This is a genomic window from Providencia rettgeri, from assembly GCF_001874625.1.
Taxonomy (GTDB): domain Bacteria; phylum Pseudomonadota; class Gammaproteobacteria; order Enterobacterales; family Enterobacteriaceae; genus Providencia; species Providencia huashanensis.
Genome location: NZ_CP017671.1, coordinates 4022814 through 4039576, shown reverse-complemented (window position 1 = coordinate 4039576; position 16763 = coordinate 4022814). Strand labels below are relative to the sequence as shown.

Genomic DNA, 16763 nt, shown 5'->3' with positions numbered 1-16763 from the left:
ATGAGTTTAGTTTCTGTCAGCGAACATTTGCTGGCCGCCAATCGCCTTGAACAAGAAAATCTGTATGACATCTTAGGGATGTTATCTGAACGCCATCTGGATTACGCAGATCTCTTCTTCCAGTCAAGTTTCCATGAGTCGTGGGTTCTTGAAGATAGGATCATTAAAGATGGCTCTTACAATATTGACCAAGGTGTTGGAGTCAGAGCAGTGAGTGGTGAAAAAACAGGTTTTGCTTACGCTGACCAAATTTCACTGCAAGCGCTGGCACAAAGTGCGAAAGCGGCACGCAGCATTGTCAATGAACAGGGCTCTGGCAAATCACAAATTTTAACGGGTGTTGAGTATAAAAAACTGTATTCAGTGACCGACCCGCTACAGAGCCTATCTCGAGAGCAAAAAATTGATTTGTTGCACCGTGTAGATCAGGTCGCTCGTGCAGAAGATCCTCGTGTAATTGAAGTCAATGCAAGTTTAACGGGGGTTTATGAGCAAGTGCTGGTGGCTGCAACAGACGGTACACTGGCAGCAGATATTCGCCCGCTAGTTCGTTTATCGGTCAGTGTACTTGTTGAGCATGATGGTAAACGTGAGCGTGGCGCAAGTGGTGGTGGTGGCCGTTATGGCTATGAGTACTTCTTGGAGATCCATCAAGGGCAAGTTGTTGCTGAGCAATATGCACGTGAAGCTGTGCGTATGGCCTTGGTGAATTTATCTGCGGTTGCCGCACCAGCGGGTATGATGCCTGTTGTTCTTGGCGCTGGCTGGCCGGGTGTCTTACTGCACGAAGCGGTAGGGCATGGCTTAGAAGGTGACTTTAATCGCCGTGGTACCTCTGTTTTTTCTGGCCAAATTGGTGAGCAGGTGGCGTCGTCACTGTGTACTGTTGTAGATGATGGCACTCTTGTTGGTCGTCGTGGCTCTCTTGCAATCGATGACGAAGGTGTACCGGGTCAGTATAACGTTCTAATAGAAAATGGTATTTTGCGTAATTATATTCAAGATAAACTGAATGCACGCCTGATGGGAGTCTCTCCAACGGGCAATGCACGTCGTGAGTCTTATGCGCACTTACCAATGCCTCGAATGACTAACACCTATATGTTAGCGGGGTCTTCAACACCTGAAGAAATTATTGCGAGTGTTGACAAAGGTATCTATGCACCGAACTTTGGTGGTGGTCAGGTGGATATTACCTCGGGTAAATTTGTATTTTCTACATCAGAAGCTTATCTGATTGAAAATGGGAAAATTACTTCTCCAGTGAAAGGGGCGACATTAATTGGCTCTGGTGTTGAGGCTATGCAACAAATCTCAATGGTCGGTAATGACTTAGCCCTTGATAAAGGTGTCGGGGTTTGCGGTAAAGAAGGGCAAAGTGTCCCTGTTGGTGTCGGTCAACCCACATTAAAACTGGATAAACTTACCGTTGGTGGTACCGCGTAATTTTTCAGGACTATAATATAAAATAGGCTTTGTTCGCCCTAGTGACGCTATTGTGACTGGGGCGATTGTGTCTTTGCAAAGCACAAAATAACAGAGGTGTTATGAATAAACGTCTTTTATCCGTAGTGTTAATGGCTATTTTGATTGTGATTAGCCTCTATTTTAATGGCGGGGACAAAACGGCACCGGAACCACCGGCGACTCAAAATAACCCGCCTTCTCGTGAAGCGATAACGCCAAAGGAAGCTCCGCAAACCATCGATAAACTCACTGCGCAAGATAATGTAGTCAGTTTTATGGAAAAATACCAAAAGCTTCCAGCCTTTTATATGACGAAGAAACAGGCACGTGAAGCAGGGTGGAATGCGAAAAAAGGTAATCTCTGCGAGGTTCTACCCGGCAGGGCAATCGGGGGAGATCGTTTTTCTAATCGTGAGAAAAGGTTACCTATTGCACAAGAACGTCAGTGGTTTGAAGCCGATATTAATTACCGTTGTGGGCATCGAGGGGCTGACCGTTTGTTATACTCGTCAGATGGGATGATTTTTATCACCCAAGATCATTATAAAAGCTTTAAACAAGTAAAATAAGACAAGGGGCGAATGATGAGTAAAAATGTCAGTTTTGACTTTAGGCACATTAATACATTTGACGATTTTTATCATCAGTTTGCCCAGCAATTTTCGTTACCAGATTGGTTTGGATATAACCTTGATGCCTTATGGGACATGGTTTCCGCAGGTATTGAATTACCTGTAACGATTACATTTTCACATATGACATCTGAACAGCGTATTCAATTTTCAGACATTATTGACGTTATGAATGATGCGCAAGATATGTGGGAAGAAGAGTTTATTTTTGCTTTAGATATAACAAAAAGCTCTAACTGATCTACCCATTACTCATGGTAAAGTTTAAGTAAGATAACTGAGTTGATAGGGATTTTAGAATGAGTGATTTCACATCAACACCATTACCACTGCAAAACAAAAAATTTGTTATTGTGCATGGTTATACTGCTTCACCTAAAAAGAATTGGTTTCCGTGGCTAAAATCTGAACTTGAAAATTTGGGCGCTTTTGTTCATGTTCCTGCTATGCCTGAGCCATTATCACCTGATCCGCTAAAATGGCAGCAAAAATTGCAAAGCTTACCTTTTGATATTGATGAGAATACTATCTTTATTGGTCATAGCCTTGGTTGTGTGACGGCATTACAATTTATTGATGGCCAAAACCAAGCTGTTGCCGGCTATATTTTAGTGTCGGGTTTTGATGAAGAGCAGCAGACGCTTCCTGAACTGCGCAGTCATACTACCAGCCCGCTCAATTACGCTTCATTGATTGGTGTGGCTGATAAACGTGTTTCAATCATATCAACCAATGATGAAATAGTGTCACCTCAGTCATCAAAAGCGCTGGCGGAACTGTTAAAAACGCAGGTGATTTTTGAGCAAAATGCAGGCCATTTCCTTGATAGGGAAGGTTATACAAAGTTTCCAACGCTATTAGAGACAATCAAACGCCATTTCAGCTAAAGGGAAAGCAAAGCAGACGGTGTTGTGCTTGCTTTGCAAACCTAATTAGGTGTCATCAAATGGCAAGCCTTTTAGCAATGAATCAAATCGTTGTTTAGTTTCCTGATTTGGTTCAACCTCGTAGCAATTAGCTAAAAATGCCTCTAAACCTTCCGGCCATGTTTCTCTTTTCCAACTGAATAAAGCCTTTAACGCCATATTACGGTTACGTACAACGGGGCTTTGCAAAGCGCACTGAATGAGTGGGAAGCCAATACCTGGAAAGCGATGCAGTTCTTGTAGAATAAAATCCAGTTGACCGTGTGGCAGGTAGTTGGACCCAATTCCTAAGTCATCACGAGGGCCTGTAGCAATTTCATCTAAAGCAAACTGCTCTTCAGCGAGTGCAGCTACTTGCTTAACTTTTTCAATATCATCAGTTTGCATTAACTCATACCATAGATTGTTTTCTGGTTGAGTATATTGTTTTTCATAGAGGTATGGAAAAACGTCTTGTTTGCGTGACTTTGCAACATAAGTGGCTTGGCGAAATAGTGAACTGTCATGACTGTTTAGACCATGATTGATTAAGGTATCCCAATATGGATTATCTAAAATTAATTGTGCTAATGAAATAATGTCAGAACTGTTGTCATATTGGTTATTATGTTTTTGGAAGAACTCAAGAATTCCTTGAACAGTAAAATAGTATTCTAATGAATAATCATGCTTTTTGACTTGCTGTAAATAATTTAAGCAGCAGCGTGGTGCATCTTCATAATCATGGATATCACGGGCTGGACCACCATCGAGTAGAGCTTGGATGATATGAGTCGCCGCGGTTAGCAATGTTATATTGCTCAATGTCTCAAGTTCATCTGCAAGGTGACAGTAAGTCGCACATTGCCAAGCTGTGTATTCAATCATTACCTGATTCATATAACCGTCAGTGAGTATCCACTGCCGCGTTTCTTCACTTAACTGTTCGGGCAGGCGTTCAATAAGCTGCACTCGTCCCCAACCTTCAACTCGCTTAGCCATTTTTATCCACATTACTTCATATTCTTCAGGTGACTCAATGATGGTGTGAATGGGAAAGATAGCATAAAGGGTAAATTCATCGTGTGCTGCAAGGGTATACAGCGTGTTTAGCCGCTCGTGGCTAGGAAAAAATACACAAAAGGCAATCGCCAGTTTCACTGTATTTTTATCGGGGCTATTGTGTAACAGCCAGTCGGTAAATTCGGCTAATTTAGCGGCAGGCAAGTCTTGTTTCTTGACGATAAGCTCAATTAAATCATCAATATAAGAAATTGGCGTGTTTTGAGCCACATATTGATAAAATTGATTAACAGAAGGTTTATCCCCTTTTTCAACGGCTGCCTTTAATAGCGAATAGAGTTCATGTATATCGGTTTCACTGTTACCGAAGCCGCCATGATGCCCTAATACCCCATCTTCTGCTCCATTTGCCCAGCGAACTTGGTTATCATCCACACTTGGTGTATTAGGAAGCTCAGAGAGGGATTCAGGTAAGGGAGAAAGTTGCTCTTGCCACGGGAGTAATTGTTGGTAAATCGACGGCTTATTTGTATCCCATACACATGGGTAACCAGATTGTTTTTGGCCAAAAATTGAGGACAACCATTTTTTCATAATATCAACCATTTCATTGATTATATTCATAATATATTGTTGAAATAGTGCAAAACTTGCAAAAAAATAATTGGCTAAGTTTACGCTACTAAGAAAGATAGCTCGGAACAGTGTCTTGTAATATTTGAACCAATTCAGGGTCCATATATTGATAATTGTCAGGGATATCAAGAATATGAAGTGGCTTGTATTCAAGTAAGCGTGAAAAATCAGCTTGTAAGCGGTTTTTATGTTTTTGTTCCATGACAAAAATCACATCTGCCCAGCGGATCAAATCCGCATTTACAGGGCACCTTGCATTACGGCTTGTTCCCGCTGAACGGGTGACCCAACTCTCATGGTTGCGCCAGATCTGTTCAGCGGTTGGACTACGCCATTGATTTTTACTGCAAATGAATAGAATATTCACTGGTTATTTTGTATCTCTTCAAGGCTGTTACGTACAAGTTGGCTACGACTAACTTGCGGGTAAGCCATGCCTAGTTGAGCTGCACGGACCATTTTTTCACTTCGACCGTACATTTGTTTCCAGTTTTTTTCTGGGGTATAACAGTCAACTAAGCGTGCGTTAAGTTGATCACGTGATTTATTGATGCGAGCTTTGGCTCTGCGCCATGCTCTATCTCGGGTATTATCCATATCTTCCTCATTATTTATCGTGGTTCAGCAGCCGCGATAATACGGGTCAGAGTATGACTAACAGGGGGATAATACGTGGCATTCGGCACGCTATCAATAGCAAGGAAGGGACTTTCAGACTATTGCTTAATTTCCCCTAGCTATAAGGTAGGCTAGGGGAAAAGGGGTTAAGAAATTTCAGATTGCTCTTTCAAATATTGAAATATTTGGCGAAACGCTTTTGGTGGTTTATTGGTTTCGCGTTCTTTTTTAGCATTACGGACTAATGCACGCAGTTGTTGCCTATCAGTACTCGGGAAAAGCGCAACAACATCTTCAATCACTTCATCACCGCCTTCTAACAAGCGGGTGCGTAGATCTTCTATTTTATGTAAGATCACGATCTGCTGGTTATGACGATTTTTAAGTTTATCTAGCGCCTCGGTAATCGGCTCAACTTCTCGTGAACGCAGTAATTTGCCAATAAGTTGTAATTGACGGCGGCGTCCCTCACGCTTAATTTTTTGAGCAAGCTCAATTGCTTCAAGGAGTTGAGTATCTAATGGGATGCGCTCTAATTCGCTTTTACTTAAATCGACTAGCTCAGCACCCAGTTTTTTGAGGATCTCAGCATCGCGTTTGATTTCGCTTTTACTGACCCAAATGATCTCCTCTTCTTCTTCGTCTTGCGGCGCTGGGATATCATCCAGCCAGTCATCAGGCTGTTTGGCCATATCAATTTTCCTTTTTACCAAACACAGTAATGTAATTACGAGTAATTAGCATGATTTACTGCGTTGTGAGTGTTAACATTTGACTATTATCTATTGTAACTGGGAAAACCCCTTTATGACTACCTAGCATTTGCTTGTTAGGGTAGAAAATCACTTTTCCCCACATTATTGGATTAATTGCATGAGTATAACTGAACAAGTCACTGAACAACGTAAAAAACTCGAAGAAGCGGTCGCACGCGCATTAGAATTTGCACAAACACGTTGCGATGCTGCTGAAGTGGCAGTGAATAAAAGTACAGGGATCAGTGTAAGCACTCGTCAAGGTGAAGTTGAAAATGTTGAATTTAACAGTGATGGCGCATTAGGGATCACCGTTTATCATCAACAACGCAAAGGGAGCGCGTCTTCAACCGATTTAAGCCCTGAAGCGATTGAGCGTACCGTACAGGCAGCAATTGATATCGCAAGTTTTACCTCGGAAGATTTATGTGCGGGGCCTGCTGAAAAGTCATTATTGGCCTTTGATGCACCTGATCTCAAGCTATTTCAAGCTACTGAATTATCACCTGAAGAAGCTATTCGCTTAGCCTCTGTGGCAGAAATGTCAGCGCTAAATGCAGACTCACGCATTGTAAATACCGAAGGTGGAAGTTTTAATGGTCACTACGGTGTCCGTGTATTTGGTAATTCCCATGGTATGCTGCAAAGCTATTGTTCGAGCCGTTATTCGATGTCTAGCTGTGTAATTGCGGAACAAAATGGTCAGATGGAACGGGATTACGCTTATACGATTGGCCGTAGCATAGATGCACTGCAATCCCCTGAATGGGTAGGTCAAGAATGCGCCCGTCGCACATTGTCACGTTTATCACCAAGAAAATTACCAACAATGAAGGCTCCCGTGATTTTTGCTGCAGAAGTCGCCACAGGGTTATTTGGTCACCTCGTTGGGGCGATTAGTGGCAGTAGCATTTATCGTAAGTCGTCATTTTTGTTAGACAGCCTAGGAAAGCAGATTCTGCCTAGTTGGTTAACCATTAATGAGCAGCCGCATTTAATTGGTGGGTTAGCCTCTTCGCCATTTGATAGTGAAGGGGTACGCACCGTTGAGCGCAATATTGTGGAAGATGGCGTTCTGCAAACTTGGTTGCTGACTAGCTATTCAGCAAGAAAACTGGGCTTACAAAGTACCGGGCATGCGGGGGGAATTCATAACTGGCGCATAGCAGGGCAAGGTCTTTCTTTTGATGGGCTACTCAAGCAAATGGGGACAGGCTTAATCGTGACCGAGTTAATGGGGCAAGGTGTGAGCGGCATTACCGGTGATTATTCGCGCGGTGCTTCAGGTTTTTGGGTAGAAAATGGGGAAATCCAATATCCTGTAAGCGAGATCACTATCGCCGGTAATCTAAAAGATATGTGGGCAAATATGGTGACTATTGCGGATGATATCGAAACTCGTAGCAATATTCAGTGTGGTTCAGTCTTGATCCCCGAAATGAGCATTGCTGGGGAGTAACACGCCTCTTATTACTAACGGTTTGACAATAAAACGCCTAATATATTTTATTAGGCGTTTTATTTTAGTATAAAGAATTCTGTTAATTAGTTGATTTTAAATTTATTATTTGAATAGCATCAGCGTGTCATATTGCAGTCGCTATTCTCAGCGCCTATTTTTATCACTGTTTAGCTATATAGGTTTAGTGGTTAAAGTAGGAAAGGGGGGTTACAAGTGTAACTTGCTCTGCAAAGTAGTCAGTACAAAAAAAGCACTCAGATGAGTGCTTGAATAGGTCAGAGGCTTTAGCCAACAGTGTGTCCCGCTAAACTCCCCTTAATTCTATTGCCATAAACATTAACGATGAAATTCACCGGCTGCTTCTGGCTGATAAACGATTTCTAGTACTCGAACTCGGGTTTGCACGCCGTTAGGTAATTCCCAGCTGATTTCATCATTAACATGTAAACCTAACAGTGCAGCACCGATAGGCGCCATTACTGATAATTGTTCAGCGCTATCTTTTAAGGAAGCCGGGTAAACGAGTGTACGCGTATGCTCTTCATTACTGATTAAATCTAAAAAGCGAACGGTACTGTTCATTGTGACGACATCTGCTGGGATTTCTTGTGGGCTAAGAATATCCGCACGGTCAAGTTCATCATTGAGTGCTTCTGCAACAGGTGTGCCCGCATAAGCCGGCTGTTCCATCAGTGCATCCAAGCGTTCAGCATCTAAATCATTGATAATAATTGTTGGCTTTGTCATACCACACTCCAATAGAGACGTACAAAGCAAACACCCCCCACCCAAAAGGTAGGGGGTGTCGCTGTAAATAAATTTGTTTAAAATATTAGGCGCTATACGCTTTAAAGGGAAGAGATCGCGATCACGATCTCTAAGCCTGCCTTTGTAAAAATACGCAGATTGAAATTTTATTGTTACAGCTTAGCTTGACTATTGTTTCTCAAATTTCATCAAACCCGCTTTCGAACAGGTTAATAATTGCGGATAAAGCCTGATTTTCATCGGGGCCGCTAACCTCAATATCAATCTTACTACCTTGTTCCGAGTCTAACATCAACATCGCAATAACGCTATCGGCCTCAGCCTCAATTTGGCTATTATTACGCAAAATAACCTTTGAGTTAAATTGTTTAACTAAATCATAGAGTAACATAGCCGGCCTTGCATGCATACCGAGCCGATTTTTTAGTGTAATAGTGGCTTTTACTGCCATTTATTTACGTTTTTCCAGTGTTCTGTGGCGAGATTGTACATTTTTGCCACGGGAACGGAAATAATCGGCAAGTTGCTCTGCAACATAAACAGAACGGTGCTTACCGCCCGTACAGCCAATCGCCACGGTCAAATAACTGCGGTTATTGGTTTCGAGCATAGGTAACCATAACTCCAAGTAGCTACGAGTCTGATAAATAAAGTTATGCACTTCAGTATGCCTATCTAAAAATGCGGCAACAGGGCGGTCAAGACCTGTCATTGGGCGCAATTTGGGGTCCCAGTGTGGGTTTGGTAAAAAGCGCACGTCAAACACATAGTCAGCATCGATAGGAATACCGTGCTTGAAGCCAAAAGACTCAAACACCATGGTTAGCTCACGCTCACGTTTGCCCATTAAACGTGTTCTTAGCATCTCAGCTAACTCATGAACTGACATCTCAGAGGTATCAATAACTAAGTCTGCACGAGAGCGCAGTGGCTCTAGCAATTCATTTTCTTCATCTATCGCGCTTTCAAGAGAAAGGTTTTTACTCGAAAGAGGATGCAACCTGCGAGTATCACTGTAACGGCGAATAAGGGTGTTGCGATCGGCATCCAGAAACAATAGCTGAGGAGAGAAGCTTGATGGTAGTTTATCAATAGCCTCTTCGAAGATTTCTGGATTGTCGGGCATATTACGCACGTCAATGCTCACTGCTGCTGAAATATTACGATCAGCCAATGAATTAGCTAGCTCCGGTAGTAATACAACCGGTAGGTTATCCACACAATAGAAACCCATATCTTCCAGCGCACGTAAGGCAACGGATTTTCCCGAACCGGAACGGCCGCTGACAATCATCAGCACCATGAGCTTACTCCCTTTTGTTTCCTAATGATGTGTTTCTTGATAAGCGGTATCTTGCCATTTCTACATTAGAAATCATAATAATATCATTTAGCTATGACAAGAAACATAATTTATCATTTACTCTATAATTATACTGTATAGCTCATCATCGCTTTGTGCGCTGCGTAAGCGCTTGCACAATGTTTTATCTGCTAGTTTTTTAGCGATAAGTGACAATGTATGTAGGTGCGTTTTACATTGGTCAGATGGCACCAGTAACGCGAAAAGCAGGTCTACAGGCTGATTATCAATTGCATCAAAAGCAATTGGTTCCTCTAAGTGTAAAAATACACCGACAGCGCGTGCGCTATCACCTTCGCTTAGCTTTCCATGAGGAATGGCAATTCCACCGCCAATACCTGTCGTTCCTACTTTTTCTCTGGTTAATAATGCTTCAAATACCGTATTTTCAGGTAATTCCAATTCAACGGCAGCCAGCTCACTAATAATTTCTAAGGCTCTTTTTTTACTCGTGCACACAACATTATTACGTGTACAGGCTGATGATAAAACAACGCTTAACTGGATTTCTATATCACTATTCATTTTATTGTTCACTTAGGACTACAAAACCAGATGGTGTATGCCACCATCTGGTTCGAAACATTCATCGGCTCAGTTGCTAGCCGGATAAATGTATTAGTGTTGTCTCAGTTTTTCTTTGTGCTTAGTTAATTGGCGCGACAGTTTATCGACAAGTAAGTCGATAGCTGCGTACATGTCGTTTTCTTCCGCTGATGCATGGAGATCCGCTCCATTGACTTGCACGGTTGCTTCAGCAATTTGCTGAACCTTTTCAACTTTCAAGACAACTTGGATACTATTAATACGATCAAACAATTGCTCTAATTTTTTGAGTTTTTTCTCAACAGTTTCGCGCAATGCTGGAGTAACTTCAATATTGTGTCCAGTAATCTGAAATTCCATACAACCTTCCTTATTTTATCAATTAAACCAGTTGTTTACGCTGGTTTGAGGGCGGAATAGATAACGATTCACGATACTTAGCGACAGTTCTGCGAGCCACTTGAATGCCTTGTTCGGCCAGCATACTCGTCAATTTACTGTCACTCAATGGTTTTGCAGGGTTTTCTGCAGCAACCAATTTTTTCACCAACGCTCGAATTGCGGTTGAGGAGGCTTCGCCACCTGTATCCGTACTGACATGGCTGGAGAAAAAATATTTCAACTCAAAAATGCCTCGCGGGCTATGGAGAAACTTTTGAGTTGTCACTCGAGAGATGGTTGATTCGTGCATATCGACCTGATAGGCAATATCAGCCAATATCATTGGTTTCATATACTCTTCACCCAGCTCAAAGAATTCTTGTTGCTGTTCCACAATACAAGTCGCCACTTTTAATAGTGTTTCATGACGGCTTTCTAGGCTTTTTATTAACCATTTTGCTTCTTGAAGATGGCTACGAATATATTGTGTGTCACCCTCATTCGCTGAATTATTAGCCATAGAAGCATAATGATTATTAATACTCAGTTTAGGGATGCTATCTGTATTTAGCTCAACTTGCCAGTGTCCTGCTATTTTTTTCACTAAAACATCAGGAATTACGTATTCTGATTCCCCAGTATTAATGGATTGGCCTGGTTTAGGGTTAAGCGTTAAGATCAAATCGATGGCGGTTTTTAACGCATCTTCTTTTAGACGCGTTAATTTACTGAGTTGCCTAAAGTCACGATTTGCAAGCAAATCAATGTGGTTGCTAATAATTAGTTTGGCTTCTTGTAGCCCGTTGGTTTCTTTGGGGTATAACGAAAGCTGAATCAGTAAACATTCTTTTAAATCTTGAGCGGCGACGCCTAATGGGTCGAAATGTTGAATTCGTTTTAAAACAGCGACAACTTCTTCTAAGCTAATTTCAGGGTTAGCAATTCCTTCATGTATATCAGAAATTGTAGTGGTGAGATAACCTGAATCATCAATTGAATCAATAATTGAGGTGGCTATCGCACGGTCTGTATCAGTAAAGGGCGTCAGCTCAGACTGCCATATTAGGTAATCTTGTAAAGTCTGTGTGGTTTCACCTTGATAAACGGGTAATTCATCATAACTGTAATCATTAGTGGTGCCTGAAGGCGTACCCGCTGTGTAGATTTCATCCCAATCAGCATCCAAAGGAAGCTCATTAGGCATGTCTTGGTTTTCAAGTGCGTCTTTGGTATCAAGTTCACTGCTGTCAGTATTATCACTCAGAGATTCAATAGATTCGGTTTCAGAATTTAATTCTTCTTGTTCAAGAAGCGGGTTAGTTTCTAACGCTAGTTGGATTTCTTGTTGCAGCTCAAGTGTAGACAGTTGCAACAGGCGAATAGCCTGCTGCAATTGGGGTGTCATTGCAAGTTGTTGACTAACTCTAAGCTGCAAACTTTGCTTCATGAAAGTGTTTTATTCTCCTTGAAAAAGAAAGCTGACACGTAATTTATAACCGGAAACCTTCACCTAAGTATACCCGTTTCACTTGTTCATTTTCTAAGATCATGGTTGGCGTACCATGAGCAATCAGGTGCCCTTGGCTCACAATGTAAGCTCTTTCGCAGACATCTAATGTTTCGCGTACGTTATGGTCTGTAATTAGAACGCCAAGGCCATAATCCCTTAAGTGCTGAATAATCTTTTTGATATCGAGCACTGAAATTGGGTCAACCCCAGCGAAGGGCTCATCTAATAAAATAAATTTGGGGTTCGCTGCCAGTGCACGCGCTATTTCTACACGACGGCGCTCACCTCCTGATAGAGACTGCCCTAGGCTGTCACGAAGATGGGTGATACTGAATTCTTCCATCAGTTCTTCAGCACGCTGTTTGCGTTGCTGTGAATTCAAATCTTCGCGGATCTCTAATACAGCCATCAGGTTATCATAAACGCTTAGGCGACGGAAAATAGAGGCTTCCTGAGGAAGGTAGCCAATACCGCGACGCGCACGTTCATGTAGCGGTAGGAGGCTGATGTCTTCGCCATCAATCAAAATTTTGCCTGCATCCCGCTGAACAATGCCGACCACCATATAAAAGGTTGTTGTTTTACCAGCACCATTTGGCCCTAGTAAGCCAACAATTTCGCCTGATTTAACTTCAAGGCTTACATCTTCAACAACCTTGCGTTTTTTATAGGCTTTTGCCAGATTTTCCGCGGTTAGTGTCGCCATAACGATTATTTACTCTTACTCGTAGTTGCTGATGAATTTTTCGCCGCTGGGCCTTTTTCTTGCAATTGTGCTGGGAGTAACACAGTTGTTACGCGTTTGCCCTTATCACTAAATGCTTCCATTTGTTGCGTCGGCACCAAATAGGTGATTTTATCACCTTGGATATTGCTATCTAACTGCTCGAGGTATGCATTACCCGTTAGTGTAACGAGCTGCTTATCAACCTCATAGCGTGCCTTACTTGCATGCCCTTTAATTGGTTTACCATCATCTTGTAATTGATAAAACGTGACTGGGCTACCAAACGCTTCAACAATTATTTTATCAGAGTCACTGCTTGGACGAGTCACAACCACTTTATTGGCTCGAATATCAATTGAGCCTTGTTTAATGATCACGTCATCTGTAAAGGTGGTGACGTTTTTTTCTAAATCAAGAGATTGTTTGACCGAATTAATCGTCATTGGCTGCTGTGTATCGCTTTTCAGTGCTACCGCAGGTAGGCTAAGAGCTAACATTGCACTGGCAACAGCCCCTTGAATAAAACGCTTCTTAGTTACTTGATTCATTTTAATGCTCTTCTGGTTGTAACACATAATGAGTTTTTACATCTTCGATTAATTCAGCCGTTCTTGTACGGAGGTTCCCCTTCATTTTCAAGCCCGTTGAATTTAGACCATGTCCAATAATGGTCACTTTATCGTCAGATGAAACGTCTTGTGTTGTCAAATTGACAACTGCACTTTCAGTTGTAATTCGTTGGATCTGTGACTCTTTAGTTAAGCTATCGACCTGAACATCACTATATAGATAGAGAATTCTATCGTTTGTTAATCTGGCTTTGAAGGCTTTGACCGTCCATGTAGGCTGACCTGCCTCGTTATAAGTGGTTAAAACAGGTTTTGAAAACCAAGTGATTTTCCCTTCAGTGTAGTTATCTATTTTATCTGATACGAGCTTATAAGCTAAATTTCCCGCTGGATTATAGACAAAAGTCACCGAATCATCAGTTTGATAATTAGGTTGCCCATCATTAATTACTTTATCCTCTGGGTTAATAGCATCATTACCGGCTAAGTTCCAGCCAATAAGCCCTAATGCAATCAAGGATAAAATAATGATTAACCACTTCTTCGCATTGCTCATGAATTTAATCTATTCGTTATATTGATAAACCTTTCGCTTCTTCTAATTTACCTTGAGAAAGAAGAATAAGGTCACAAAGTTCGCGGACTGCACCTTTGCCACCACCAAGTCGGGTGATGTAATCAGCTTTTGGCAGTAACAACGGATGTGCATCCGCTACGGCGACAGATAAGCCTACTTTTGCCATAACTGGCCAGTCGATCAGATCGTCCCCAATATAAGCTATTTGTTCATCTGATAGTTGTAGTGTATCTAACAGTTGCTGATACGCCAAAAGCTTATCGCTTTGCCCTTGGTAAAGATATGTAATGCCTAGTGTTTGTGCTCTATCTTCAAGGAGTTTGGCTTTTCTACCTGTGATAATGGCAACTTCAATATTTGATGTTAATAGGCAGCGGATACCATAGCCATCACGAACATTAAAAGCTTTAAGCTCTTCGCCATTATTTCCCATATAAATCAAACCATCAGACATTACACCATCCACATCGCAGATCAGTAATTTCACTTTTGCTGCTTTTGTGAGTATGGCGCTGGCAACAGGGCCATAGCAGGTTTCTATATTTCCCGAATTCATTGTATTTCCTTATGTTATACAACACCCGCTTGAAGCAAATCATGCATATGTAGCACACCCACTAATTGATTACCATCGGCAACTAATAAAGATGTAACATGTTTAGATTGCATTAAATTAAGGGCTTCAACAGCCAACAGATTTGGAGAAACGCGGATACCTCCAGGGGTCATCAAGTCGGCAATTTTAGCATTATTTAAGTCAATACCCATATCAAATATACGGCGTAAATCCCCATCAGTGAAAATGCCTTCAATATTCATGTTGTCATCACAAATAACGGTCATTCCAAGTTTTTTGCGTGTAATTTCGACTAAAGCCTCACGCAAAGACGCGCTTTTAGGAATATGGGGGATATCATCACCCGTATTCATTAAATCACGAACTAAGAGTAAAAGTTTGCGCCCTAGTGCGCCGCCTGGGTGAGAAAGTGCAAAGTCATTAGCTGTAAAACCTCGAGCGGTTAACAAGGCTATCGCGAGTGCATCACCCATGACCAGTGTTGCAGTCGTACTCGTGGTTGGTGCAAGTCCTAGAGGGCACGCTTCTTGTGGCACTTTTATACACAAATGGACATCAGCATATTTCCCCATATTACTATCAGGGTTGTTGGTCATACAGATTAAGGGAACCTTAATTCTTTTTAAAACAGGAAGTAAAGCTAAAATCTCCCCTGATTCACCGGAGTTGGAAATAGCTAACACGACATCTTTATGGGTAATCATCCCGAGGTCACCATGGCTGGCCTCTCCGGGGTGAACAAAAAACGAAGGTGTCCCTGTACTTGCGAGTGTAGCGGCAATTTTACGGCCAATATGCCCCGATTTTCCCATCCCCATAACGACGACTTTCCCTTCACAGCCAAAAATAAGCTGGCAAGCGCGGTCAAAGTCTGTATTGATGTATTGCTCAAGGTTTTTTATACCTTCGTGTTCGATATGGAGAACTTCTTTACCTACTTTCTGAAAATCGAAGTTTGACATTTCTAGTTCCATGCGTAGCTTTTAAGTTAATCGGATAAGCGGAATTAAATTGTATAACGAATACTTAGTATCAGTAAGTATTTTGTCTGTTAAGCTATCTTTAAGGATAGTTTTGCGTCTAATTGTTATTTCATTGCGAGACGATGTTTAATTGGTATGTAAAGTGAGATCCCATAGCATCTTGGACCAAAAAAACATGGGTAAATTCGCGTATTCTTAAGTACAATAAATTACGGAATTCTAAGAGCTGTCTGCTGTTTTTACTGATAATTTTTACTGATTATAAGTAAATACTATTGTTTATAGCCTGTTTCATTTATATAAATATACAGTTGTAACACTAAAAGTCACATTTTCGACGCTATAATACTATAAATTCTATTTGGTTGTGATATTTGACGATTTTCAGTTTATCTTTCGGTAACATCTGAACGGATAAAAAATATTCAAGCACGATGTATAACGAGTTATTTAACAATGCAAGCACAGACAGACAACTTAATTGAAGTTCGGAACATGTCCTTTACTCGAGGAAGTCGGAAAATATTTGAAAATATTAACCTAACAGTTCCTCGTGGGAAAATTACGGCGATTATGGGGCCATCAGGGATCGGTAAAACCACACTGCTGCGCTTGATTGGTGGTCAATTAAGACCAAATGAAGGTGAAATTTGGTTTGATGGTGATAACATTCCTAGTTTGTCACGTTCAAAGCTGTACCAATCACGTAAAAAAATGAGCATGTTATTCCAGTCAGGTGCTTTATTTACGGATATGGACGTATTTAATAACGTCGCTTTTCCACTGCGTGAACATACTAATTTATCGGAATCTTTGATTCATACTACAGTAATGATGAAATTAGAAGCCGTCGGGTTACGTGGCGCAGCAAAGCTAATGCCGTCTGAGTTATCTGGTGGTATGGCGCGACGTGCGGCTTTAGCTCGGGCAATTGCTCTTGATCCTGATTTAATTATGTTTGATGAACCTTTTGTGGGGCAAGACCCGATAACAATGGGGGTTTTAGTCAAACTGATCGATGAGCTTAATCAAGCACTTGGGGTAACATGTGTCGTTGTATCCCATGATGTTCCAGAAGTGTTGAGCATCGCTGATAAAGCATATATTGTTGCGCAGCAGCATGTTATTGCACATGGCTCAGGGGATGAATTACGTGAAAATCGAGATCCCCGTGTGCGGCAATTCCTTGATGGTATTGCCGATGGTCCGGTACCATTCCGTTTTCCCGCCAATGATTATCTGGCTGATTTATTAGGGTAAAATA

The 16763-nt window shown here is 41.6% G+C and carries 21 protein-coding genes; 6 read left to right on the top strand and 15 right to left on the bottom strand.

Translation table 11 applies throughout. The features are described 5' to 3' along the window. From tldD to RB151_RS18700, 4 genes are all read left to right on the top strand, one after another. The gene (gene tldD / locus RB151_RS18715; protein WP_071548617.1) at positions 1-1446 is read left to right on the top strand and encodes a metalloprotease TldD; all 1446 of its coding nucleotides are present in this window, start codon (positions 1-3) and stop codon (positions 1444-1446) included. A gap of 101 nt (positions 1447-1547) precedes the next feature. Continuing rightward, positions 1548-2036: a ribonuclease domain-containing protein gene (locus tag RB151_RS18710; protein ID WP_042846243.1), complete on the top strand. Its 489-nt coding sequence runs from the start codon at positions 1548-1550 to the stop codon at positions 2034-2036. Between the two features lie 12 nt (positions 2037-2048). Further along, a complete protein-coding gene (locus RB151_RS18705; protein WP_370661198.1) occupies positions 2049-2339 on the top strand; it encodes a barstar family protein in 291 nt (96 codons plus the stop codon). A 59-nt stretch (positions 2340-2398) separates the two neighbouring features. Next, positions 2399-2986: an RBBP9/YdeN family alpha/beta hydrolase gene (locus RB151_RS18700; RefSeq protein WP_187265067.1), complete on the top strand. Its 588-nt coding sequence runs from the start codon at positions 2399-2401 to the stop codon at positions 2984-2986. 45 nt (positions 2987-3031) lie between these two features. Here RB151_RS18700 and RB151_RS18695 read toward each other — a convergent pair whose 3' ends face one another. The 4 genes from RB151_RS18695 to yjgA all read right to left on the bottom strand — a co-directional run bounded on the left by RB151_RS18695 (position 3032) and on the right by yjgA (position 5973). Then, positions 3032-4651 (bottom strand): hypothetical protein, encoded by a 1620-nt coding sequence (locus RB151_RS18695; RefSeq protein ID WP_225833055.1) that lies wholly within the window; start codon positions 4649-4651, stop codon positions 3032-3034. Positions 4652-4709: 58 nt separating this feature from the next. Then, positions 4710-5030, bottom strand: a complete 321-nt coding sequence (locus tag RB151_RS18690; protein WP_042846239.1) for a low molecular weight protein tyrosine phosphatase family protein — start codon at positions 5028-5030, stop codon at positions 4710-4712. Continuing rightward, positions 5027-5260: a hypothetical protein gene (locus tag RB151_RS24470; RefSeq protein WP_042846238.1), complete on the bottom strand. Its 234-nt coding sequence runs from the start codon at positions 5258-5260 to the stop codon at positions 5027-5029. Before RB151_RS24470 ends, RB151_RS18690 begins: the two co-directional genes overlap by 4 nt. 167 nt (positions 5261-5427) lie before the next feature. Then, on the bottom strand, positions 5428-5973 hold the full coding sequence (yjgA, locus tag RB151_RS18680) for a ribosome biogenesis factor YjgA (RefSeq protein ID WP_042846237.1): 546 nt from the start codon (positions 5971-5973) through the stop codon (positions 5428-5430). Between the two features lie 181 nt (positions 5974-6154). On the opposite strand from yjgA, the gene pmbA reads away from it, so the two are divergent. Beyond that, positions 6155-7495 (top strand): metalloprotease PmbA, encoded by a 1341-nt coding sequence (pmbA, locus tag RB151_RS18675; RefSeq protein WP_071548616.1) that lies wholly within the window; start codon positions 6155-6157, stop codon positions 7493-7495. A 339-nt stretch (positions 7496-7834) separates the two neighbouring features. On the opposite strand, the gene rnk is transcribed toward pmbA, so the two are convergent. The 11 genes from rnk to kdsD form a co-directional block, all read right to left on the bottom strand. Next, positions 7835-8245, bottom strand: a complete 411-nt coding sequence (gene rnk / locus RB151_RS18670) for a nucleoside diphosphate kinase regulator (protein WP_042846235.1) — start codon at positions 8243-8245, stop codon at positions 7835-7837. 199 nt (positions 8246-8444) lie between these two features. Next, on the bottom strand, positions 8445-8717 hold the full coding sequence (gene npr, locus RB151_RS18665) for a PTS phosphocarrier protein NPr (protein WP_042846234.1): 273 nt from the start codon (positions 8715-8717) through the stop codon (positions 8445-8447). Next, positions 8718-9569 (bottom strand): RNase adapter RapZ, encoded by an 852-nt coding sequence (rapZ, locus tag RB151_RS18660; RefSeq protein ID WP_042846233.1) that lies wholly within the window; start codon positions 9567-9569, stop codon positions 8718-8720. It lies immediately after the preceding gene. Between the two features lie 117 nt (positions 9570-9686). Then, positions 9687-10154, bottom strand: coding sequence for a PTS IIA-like nitrogen regulatory protein PtsN (ptsN, locus tag RB151_RS18655; RefSeq protein ID WP_042846232.1), 468 nt, complete (start codon positions 10152-10154; stop codon positions 9687-9689). Between the two features lie 93 nt (positions 10155-10247). After that, the gene (gene hpf / locus RB151_RS18650) at positions 10248-10535 is read right to left on the bottom strand and encodes a ribosome hibernation promoting factor (protein ID WP_042846231.1); all 288 of its coding nucleotides are present in this window, start codon (positions 10533-10535) and stop codon (positions 10248-10250) included. A 22-nt stretch (positions 10536-10557) separates the two neighbouring features. After that, positions 10558-12003 carry an RNA polymerase factor sigma-54 gene (gene rpoN, locus RB151_RS18645; RefSeq protein ID WP_042846229.1) on the bottom strand — a complete coding sequence of 482 codons (1446 nt, stop codon included), beginning with the start codon at positions 12001-12003 and terminating at the stop codon, positions 10558-10560. A gap of 43 nt (positions 12004-12046) precedes the next feature. After that, positions 12047-12772 carry an LPS export ABC transporter ATP-binding protein gene (gene lptB / locus RB151_RS18640; RefSeq protein ID WP_042846227.1) on the bottom strand — a complete coding sequence of 242 codons (726 nt, stop codon included), beginning with the start codon at positions 12770-12772 and terminating at the stop codon, positions 12047-12049. Between the two features lie 5 nt (positions 12773-12777). After that, positions 12778-13341, bottom strand: a complete 564-nt coding sequence (gene lptA, locus RB151_RS18635; RefSeq protein WP_042846225.1) for a lipopolysaccharide ABC transporter substrate-binding protein LptA — start codon at positions 13339-13341, stop codon at positions 12778-12780. Between the two features lies 1 nt (position 13342). Further along, positions 13343-13918 carry an LPS export ABC transporter periplasmic protein LptC gene (lptC, locus tag RB151_RS18630; RefSeq protein ID WP_042846223.1) on the bottom strand — a complete coding sequence of 192 codons (576 nt, stop codon included), beginning with the start codon at positions 13916-13918 and terminating at the stop codon, positions 13343-13345. Positions 13919-13934: 16 nt separating this feature from the next. Next, complete coding sequence (gene kdsC, locus RB151_RS18625; protein ID WP_071548615.1) at positions 13935-14495, bottom strand: 3-deoxy-manno-octulosonate-8-phosphatase KdsC; 561 nt, start codon at positions 14493-14495, stop codon at positions 13935-13937. A gap of 14 nt (positions 14496-14509) precedes the next feature. Beyond that, entirely contained in the window at positions 14510-15478 is a 969-nt protein-coding gene (gene kdsD / locus RB151_RS18620) for an arabinose-5-phosphate isomerase KdsD (protein WP_042846220.1), read from the bottom strand. 477 nt (positions 15479-15955) lie between these two features. On the opposite strand from kdsD, the gene mlaF reads away from it, so the two are divergent. Continuing rightward, positions 15956-16759, top strand: coding sequence for a phospholipid ABC transporter ATP-binding protein MlaF (gene mlaF, locus RB151_RS18615; RefSeq protein WP_042846218.1), 804 nt, complete (start codon positions 15956-15958; stop codon positions 16757-16759). The last annotated feature ends 4 nt before the right edge of the window (positions 16760-16763 follow it).

What these genes read in the sequence shown, in the direction of transcription:
- RB151_RS24470 (WP_042846238.1), bottom strand. Translation starts at nt 5,260, where the DNA reads ATGGATAATACCCGAGATAGAGCATGGCGCAGAGCCAAAGCTCGCATC.
- RB151_RS18695 (WP_225833055.1), bottom strand. Translation starts at nt 4,651, where the DNA reads ATGAATATAATCAATGAAATGGTTGATATTATGAAAAAATGGTTGTCC.
- mlaF (WP_042846218.1), top strand. Translation starts at nt 15,956, where the DNA reads ATGCAAGCACAGACAGACAACTTAATTGAAGTTCGGAACATGTCCTTT.
- lptB (WP_042846227.1), bottom strand. Translation starts at nt 12,772, where the DNA reads ATGGCGACACTAACCGCGGAAAATCTGGCAAAAGCCTATAAAAAACGC.
- RB151_RS18705 (WP_370661198.1), top strand. Translation starts at nt 2,049, where the DNA reads ATGATGAGTAAAAATGTCAGTTTTGACTTTAGGCACATTAATACATTT.
- pmbA (WP_071548616.1), top strand. Translation starts at nt 6,155, where the DNA reads ATGAGTATAACTGAACAAGTCACTGAACAACGTAAAAAACTCGAAGAA.
- kdsD (WP_042846220.1), bottom strand. Translation starts at nt 15,478, where the DNA reads ATGTCAAACTTCGATTTTCAGAAAGTAGGTAAAGAAGTTCTCCATATC.
- lptC (WP_042846223.1), bottom strand. Translation starts at nt 13,918, where the DNA reads ATGAGCAATGCGAAGAAGTGGTTAATCATTATTTTATCCTTGATTGCA.
- hpf (WP_042846231.1), bottom strand. Translation starts at nt 10,535, where the DNA reads ATGGAATTTCAGATTACTGGACACAATATTGAAGTTACTCCAGCATTG.
- rpoN (WP_042846229.1), bottom strand. Translation starts at nt 12,003, where the DNA reads ATGAAGCAAAGTTTGCAGCTTAGAGTTAGTCAACAACTTGCAATGACA.
- ptsN (WP_042846232.1), bottom strand. Translation starts at nt 10,154, where the DNA reads ATGAATAGTGATATAGAAATCCAGTTAAGCGTTGTTTTATCATCAGCC.
- RB151_RS18710 (WP_042846243.1), top strand. Translation starts at nt 1,548, where the DNA reads ATGAATAAACGTCTTTTATCCGTAGTGTTAATGGCTATTTTGATTGTG.
- lptA (WP_042846225.1), bottom strand. Translation starts at nt 13,341, where the DNA reads ATGAATCAAGTAACTAAGAAGCGTTTTATTCAAGGGGCTGTTGCCAGT.
- RB151_RS18700 (WP_187265067.1), top strand. Translation starts at nt 2,399, where the DNA reads ATGAGTGATTTCACATCAACACCATTACCACTGCAAAACAAAAAATTT.
- yjgA (WP_042846237.1), bottom strand. Translation starts at nt 5,973, where the DNA reads ATGGCCAAACAGCCTGATGACTGGCTGGATGATATCCCAGCGCCGCAA.
- kdsC (WP_071548615.1), bottom strand. Translation starts at nt 14,495, where the DNA reads ATGAATTCGGGAAATATAGAAACCTGCTATGGCCCTGTTGCCAGCGCC.
- rapZ (WP_042846233.1), bottom strand. Translation starts at nt 9,569, where the DNA reads ATGGTGCTGATGATTGTCAGCGGCCGTTCCGGTTCGGGAAAATCCGTT.
- tldD (WP_071548617.1), top strand. Translation starts at nt 1, where the DNA reads ATGAGTTTAGTTTCTGTCAGCGAACATTTGCTGGCCGCCAATCGCCTT.
- npr (WP_042846234.1), bottom strand. Translation starts at nt 8,717, where the DNA reads ATGGCAGTAAAAGCCACTATTACACTAAAAAATCGGCTCGGTATGCAT.
- rnk (WP_042846235.1), bottom strand. Translation starts at nt 8,245, where the DNA reads ATGACAAAGCCAACAATTATTATCAATGATTTAGATGCTGAACGCTTG.